Here is a 6,560-nt window from a genome sequence, read left to right on the forward strand (position 1 = left end):
CAGATACCGCGCCGCCGTGATCGGCCTCGGCCGCATGGGGAGCACATTCGACGACGAGATCGACCAGGGCGGATCCATCTTCCTGCCCTACTGTCACGCGCCTTCGTACCAGGCCGCGCCTGACGTGGACCTGGTCGCCGGGGCGGACCCCCACGACGAGCAGCGTTCCATATTCGGCGAGCGCTGGGGCATCGAAGACGACCACCTGTATGCCGACTACCGCGATATGCTCGAGAAGGAGCGTATCGATCTGCTCAGCGTCTGCACCACCGCCCGGATCCGGTCGCGGATCGTTCAGGATGCCGCCCGGGCAGGCGTGAAAGCCATCTGGGCCGAAAAGCCCATCGCACTGACCCTGGCCGAGGCGGATGACATGGTGGAGACCTGCGCGAAACACGGCGTCGCCCTGGCCATCAACTGCGCGCGGCGCTGGCATCCGTTCTTCGCCCACGCGAAGACCATGATCGAAGAAGACGAACTCGGCGAGATCGTCCAGGTGACGGGCTACGGCCAGTGCGGCCTTTCCCACAACGGCAGCCATCTCATCGACATCGTCCGGTACATGGCGGGCGGAAGGGTCGAATGGGTGTACGGTGAGATGGAATCCGACGAGGCCGCGGCGGGCGAGAAGGACCTCATGGGCAACGGATACCTGGCCTTCGACAACGGGGTCCGGGCCTTTGTCCGCGGCATGCCCTGCGGGATCGCGAACTGGGAAATCGACGTCCTGGGCACGAAGGGCCGCTTCCGCTCGATCGCGAACGGGCAGGACGCCGAACTGGTGAAGCTGCATCCCGGCGGTCCGCGGGGCAGAGGCGTGCCGGCCCGCATGCCCTTTCCCTGGCCGGCCCGGTTCCCGTCCATGGGACTGACCATCGTCGCGGACCTGATTTCGGCCGTCGAAAGCGGACATCCACCGAAGTGTTCGGGGGTGGACGGAAGGGAAGCCCTGGAAGTGGCCATCGCCCTCCGGGAATCCCATCGAAGGGGAGGGCAGAAGGTCCATCTGCCCGTGCCGGACCGGGATTCGGGCATCCTGTCCTCCGAAATACACCAGGACGACGTGCCGGCGCGCGTCCGGCGCCTGCGGGGTTAGTGCGGCGCGCGTCCGGCGCCTGCGGGGTTAGGAGGCCGAATGAAGCTCGGATTCGTGACCTACCAGATCGGCCGGGACTGGGACGTGCCGGCCATCATCGACATGTGCGACAGGACGGGTTTCACCGGCGTGGAACTCCGCACGACCCACGCCCACGGCGTGGAATCCTCGTTGAGCGCGGACGAGCGGTCGGAGGTACGGCGAAGTTTCGAGGACAGCGGTATGGACCTGGTCGGACTCGGCACGGCCTTCGAGTATCACTCGGTCGATCCGGACGAGGTCCGGGCAAACGTGGATGGAACCGTCGCGTACGCGAAGCTTGCGGCCGACCTGGGTTGTCCGGGCGTCAAGGTGCGCCCCAACGGCCTGCAGCTCGAAGCGGGCGTCCCGGAAGAGGCGACCCTCGAGCAGATCGGGAAAGCCGTCGGGGAGTGTGCGGAAGCGGCCGACGGCCTGGGCGTACAGATCCGGGTCGAGGTGCACGGCAAGGACACCCAGGAACCGCGGCGCATGCGCGCCATCATGGACTACGCGGACCATCCCAATGCCTATATCTGCTGGAACTCGAATTTCGGCGAGGTGCAGGATGGATCCATCGAGGCGAACTACCGGCTGCTGTCCCACAAGATCGGCCTGGTGCACATCACCGAGATCTATCGCGCGGAGTATCCCTGGCGGGAGCTGTTCCGGTTGCTTCAAGCGGACGGTTACGACGGGTACACGCTCGCTGAAATCGCCCACAGCCCCGAACCCGAGCGGCTGATGGGCTACTACAAGGCCCTCTGGGAAGCGTACCAGGCGTAAGTGCCCGCGCGGCACGAAACTGCGCTCGAGTGCCCGCGCGGCATGAACTATCGAATCCGGTCCGTATTGAAAGGGATCTCCAATACATGACTACGGCACAGAAAATATCGCAAGAATCCGTCTACCGCGAAAGGACGCCGGGATCCTTTGAAGCGTTCAAGCGCGCGGGTGAAGTCATGCCCGGCGTCGCCAAGGGCGCCTACTACTACGCGCCTTACCCGGTCACCATCGCGCGGGCCGAAGGCTGCCACCTGTACGACGTGGACGGCAACCGGTACGTGGATTTCGCCAACCACCACACGACGCAGATCCTGGGGCACAATCACCCGGCTGTCGTCCAGGCGGTGGAGCGACAGCTGGAGCAGGGCATTGCCGTAGCCGCGCCCATGGGGATCGAAACGGCGCTGGCGGACGAGCTGTGCCGGCGAGTGGAATCGCTGGAGATGGTTCGGTTCTGCAACTCCGGGACGGAGGCGACACTCCACGCGATCCGGCTGGCCCGGGAATACACGGGCCGTCACCTCATCGCCAAGTTCGAAGGAGGCTACCACGGCAGTCACGACGCCGTCGAAATCAGCACCTCGCCCGATCCGGCGAAGGCGGGTCCCGCGGACCGGCCGGTGCCCGTGGCCAGCGCGGGGGGCATGCCCCCCAACGCCACCGACAACGTCGTCATCCTGCCCTTCGACGACGAGGTGGCCGTCGAGGCGATTGTCGCGGAGAAAAGTGGCGAACTGGCGGCCGTGATCCTCGACCCGAAGACGGGCGTCATCCCCCAGCGCATGGACTTCGTGAAGGCGGTGCGCGAGATCACCGCGCGTTACGGCGTGCTTCTGATCCTTGACGAAATCGTGGGATTCCGCGCGTCACCGGGCGGTGTCCAGGCCCAGTGCGGCATCCTGCCCGACCTGAGCACCTACGGCAAGATCGTGGGCGGGGGGTTTCCCGCGGGTGCATTCGGTGGCCGCAGGGAACTGATGTCCCTGCTGGATCCCACCGTGGGCAAGGTCCGGGTTTTCCAGAGCGGTTCCTTCAGCGCCCACCCGGTCACCATGGCCGCGGGTGTCGCCATGCTGGAAGTGCTGACGCCCGACGTATATACAAGGCTCGACCGCCTCATCGATCGTCTCGTGCAGGGTCTCGAAGACGTGTTCGCCCGTACGGGTACCGTGGCGACGGCGGCCGCGTCCGGCTCCACCTTCAGCATCTATTTCACACGGGGGCCGGTCCGAACCTACCGCGCCGTGGCGGCGGCGGACAAGGGTCCCGTATCCGCGTTGTTCCTCGGGCTGTTGAACCGCGGTTACTACCTGTCGAACGGCCTCGCCATGAACTGCCTTTCCGCGGCCATGGACGAATCACATATCGACGGACTCGTCGAGGCGGTGGCAGGTACGCTGGAAGAAATCTGACAGTCCGCTTGGTCCGCATGGTCCGCACGGACCGCATTCACCGACCATCCATTCAACACAGGATCCGAACCATGCCCCAATCCTTCAAGTTTGCTGCTGCCCTGCTCGGCGCCGTTGCCGCCTTCTTCCTGGTCCCCTTGCTTATCGCAGCACAAGGCGGTTCCGGGGAATCGGCCGCGCGGCCCCTTCCGCCGGACGCCTCCCCGCGGGACCAGCAGGTCTTCAGGTACATGAGCCCGGAGCCCCGCACGCTCGATTCCGCGATTAACGACTACGACACGGAAGACACCATCATCCCCTTCGAGCCCCTGCTCCGCCGCGATCCAAACTGGAATCCGGAACCCGCGGCCGCCGACAGCTACACGTCTTCCCCGGACGGCAAGACCTGGACCTTCAATCTTCGCCCGGGCGCGAGATGGAGCGACGGCCGTCCCGTGACGGCCCATGACTTCGTCTACTCCTTCCGCCGCATGCTGGACCCGGAGGAGGCCAATCCCTACGGGTTCTTCTACCACGACTTCAAGAACGCCAGGCCCATCAACCGCGGCGAGATCAAGGACCTGACCCAGCTGGGCGTCCGAGCGGTCGACGATCTCACGCTGGTCATCGAGACGGAGAAGTCGGCGCCGTACCTTCCCTACATCGTATCCTACGGGAATGCGCTGCCGGTACCGCCATGGCAGGTCGAAAAGTACGAGCGGAAATGGACCCGCCTCGAGAACATCGTCTCCAATTCGGGGTTCAAACTGTCGGAGTGGGTCACCGGAAGCCACATGACCCTGGTTCCGGACCCCATGTACAATGGTCCCCACAAGCCCTACCTGGAGAAGGTCATCCATCCCTTCCGCAACGCGGCAGTCGCCACGGTCCTCGCCTACGAGAACGACGAGGTGGACCGCGAACTCGTCGATGTGACCGACATGCCCCGTATCCTGGCCGATCCCGAACTCGCGCCGGACCTGGTCAAGATCGCCGCACGGGCCTCATGGTATCTCTTCTACCGCACCCGGCAGCCGCCTTTCGACGACGTGCGGGTCCGGGAAGCCTTCACGCGGGCGATCGACCGGGAGGTCATCACTAATATCCTCCTGGGCGGCACGGCCGTCCCCGCCTATTCCATGATCCCGCCCGAGTTCGCGGAGTACAACGGACCGTCCATGAAACCCCACCAGGTCTACGATCCGGCAAGGGCGCGGGAGCTCATAAGCGACGCCGGGTATCCCCGCGGGCGGGGGTTCCCCCGCCAGGAAATGTGGCTGCGGGCGCCCAATCCCACCATCAAGCGGATCAGCGAGGCTATCATGGCCATGCTGAAGGAGAACATCGGGGTCGACGTCACGATCCGGAGCGCCGACCGGACCATGTACATGAACAACATGTATAACTGGCGCATGAACCTGGGGTTGATCGTGTTCTACGCAGATTACCTGGATCCGCGCAACATGCTCGACATGATCTGGCACTCGCAGCCGCAGGGGTATGGCCGTTCGGACTGGACGAACGCCGAGTTCGACCGCCTGGTGGAGGAGGCGGCCGCGGAACTGGACAGGGACCGGCGGCGCGCGCTTTACGCAGAAGCGGAGGAGATCATGGTCTCGGACTACGCCGGGTCCTTTCTCTTCCATCCGGTGTACCTGGAACTCAGGAAGCCCTGGGTCAAGGGGATCGCGGAAAACCCCGACGGCACGGTCGGCGCCATGGACTATACGCGGGTCTACATCTCACGCTGAAAACCGCCAGTTGAAAACCACCCGGGAGAACACCCAGGTGCGACAGGGCGGCGGGAGGTACAGGGCGGCGAGCGCTTCAGGGCGGCGAGCGCTTCAGGGCGGCGGGCGCTTCAGATCCTCACGAACGAATGTCAACAAAAAAGGCCTCCGCGCGAATCCCTTTCACGCGGAGGCCTTCGATTTTCGGTTTGTTTTTCTACGCCGGCCGGATCGGCCGGATCAATCATTAACTCGCTTACCGGATCGCGTCCTTCATCTGGGCGACGATGTTCCGGAGTGACGCGGCGTTCCGGGCCCGGGGCGCCAGTCTCAGATAGTTCTCGTAGGACCGGATCGCGTTCGGATAGTCCTCGCGGGTCTGGTACAGGATGCCCAGGTTGTAATGCCAGTTCGCCTTCTTGTCGTTGATGCCGATCGCGGCCCTGTAAGACCTGATCGCGCTGCTGCTGTTCTTGAGCTTCTGGTAAGCGCTGCCCAACGCGCCGTGCGCGTCCGCGTATTTGGCATCGATCGCCGTCGCCTTCTGGAACGACTTGATTGCGTTGGAGGTCTGGCCCGCCTTCTGCTGGGAAAGGCCGAGGTTGTAGTACGCTTCCTTGTAATCCGCCTTCAACTCGACGGCTTTCTGGAACGCACCGATGGCGTTCGTATACTGTCCTGTCTTGAAGTAGGCGATGCCGAGATTGTAGTGACGGGGAGGATCGTCCGGCATGGCGTCCACTTTTGTCTTCGCATCATCGATCGTCTGGGCCTGAATGGCAGGCGCCGCGACCAACGCGACCAGGACGGTGAATACGGCAAGAATGTTCAACTTCTTGATGCGTGTCATCCTTATTCCTCCGTTGGATAACTTAGCGATACAGGACACTGAGTATTTATGGACAGATCGAGGTTTTCGGCGTATATTGTATCCAAGTAAGATAAGATATGCTATTTCGCTTAGATTAGCAAGTTATATTCTCGACTTTCATGCGTTCCAGACGGAATCGAAGCATCAAGGAGGCCATCGATGAGCGAGTACACCGTCGATGAATTTCTGGGAGACGCGCGGCGGATCGTGCGGGAAAACGGGATCAGGGACGGACTGGATTCGATCAGGAAGAACACCGAAAGACTGCTAAGCCGGTCCGATCTGCTGGAAACCTATGTGAACATGGACGAATACGAAGGCCACACGGTGATCGGCCATGATCCCGAGACGGATATACACGTCATCGTCCACGGGGGTCGAACGGGCGGCACTTCCCCGCCCCACGATCACGGTCCCTGCAGCGTGATCTACGGCAACTACACCGGGCATACCCTGATGCGGCGATGGAAGCGGCTGGACAATGGGGGGTCAGAAGGACCGGCCCGCCTTGAGGTGGCCAAGGAGTACACCGTGGGCGCCGGGCAGGCGACCGCCTTCGCCCAGGGGGATATCCACTCTATCGACTATCCCGACGGCGCCTTTTTCGTCCGCGTTACCGTGGGGGACGTGGAAAAGCAGAAGAAGAGACGCTTCGATCTCGAGCGGCG

Annotated in this window: 6 protein-coding genes; 5 read left to right on the forward strand and 1 reads right to left on the reverse strand. The window is 63.3% G+C overall.

Translation table 11 applies throughout. The annotated features are described in order from the left end of the window. The 4 genes from OXH56_01955 to OXH56_01970 form a co-directional block, all read left to right on the forward strand. Positions 1-1,096, forward strand: a 1,096-nt coding sequence (locus tag OXH56_01955) for a Gfo/Idh/MocA family oxidoreductase (GenBank protein ID MCY3554064.1), incomplete at its 5' end; no start/stop codon positions are given. 39 nt (positions 1,097-1,135) lie between these two features. Further along, a complete protein-coding gene (locus tag OXH56_01960; protein ID MCY3554065.1) occupies positions 1,136-1,900 on the forward strand; it encodes a sugar phosphate isomerase/epimerase in 765 nt (254 codons plus the stop codon). Between the two features lie 86 nt (positions 1,901-1,986). Beyond that, the gene (locus OXH56_01965) at positions 1,987-3,312 is read left to right on the forward strand and encodes an aspartate aminotransferase family protein (protein MCY3554066.1); all 1,326 of its coding nucleotides are present in this window, start codon (positions 1,987-1,989) and stop codon (positions 3,310-3,312) included. Positions 3,313-3,383: 71 nt separating this feature from the next. Then, positions 3,384-5,042 carry a peptide ABC transporter substrate-binding protein gene (locus tag OXH56_01970; GenBank protein MCY3554067.1) on the forward strand — a complete coding sequence of 553 codons (1,659 nt, stop codon included), beginning with the start codon at positions 3,384-3,386 and terminating at the stop codon, positions 5,040-5,042. 235 nt (positions 5,043-5,277) lie between these two features. Here OXH56_01970 and OXH56_01975 read toward each other — a convergent pair whose 3' ends face one another. Further along, the gene (locus tag OXH56_01975) at positions 5,278-5,871 is read right to left on the reverse strand and encodes a tetratricopeptide repeat protein (protein ID MCY3554068.1); all 594 of its coding nucleotides are present in this window, start codon (positions 5,869-5,871) and stop codon (positions 5,278-5,280) included. Positions 5,872-6,051: 180 nt separating this feature from the next. Between OXH56_01975 and OXH56_01980 the strand changes: the two genes are divergently transcribed. Continuing rightward, positions 6,052-6,560: hypothetical protein (locus OXH56_01980; GenBank protein ID MCY3554069.1), on the forward strand; the 509-nt coding region annotated here is incomplete at its 3' end.

This window comes from Gemmatimonadota bacterium (genome assembly GCA_026702745.1).
In the GTDB taxonomy this organism is placed as follows: Bacteria; JAAXHH01; JAAXHH01; order JAAXHH01; family JAAXHH01; genus JAAXHH01.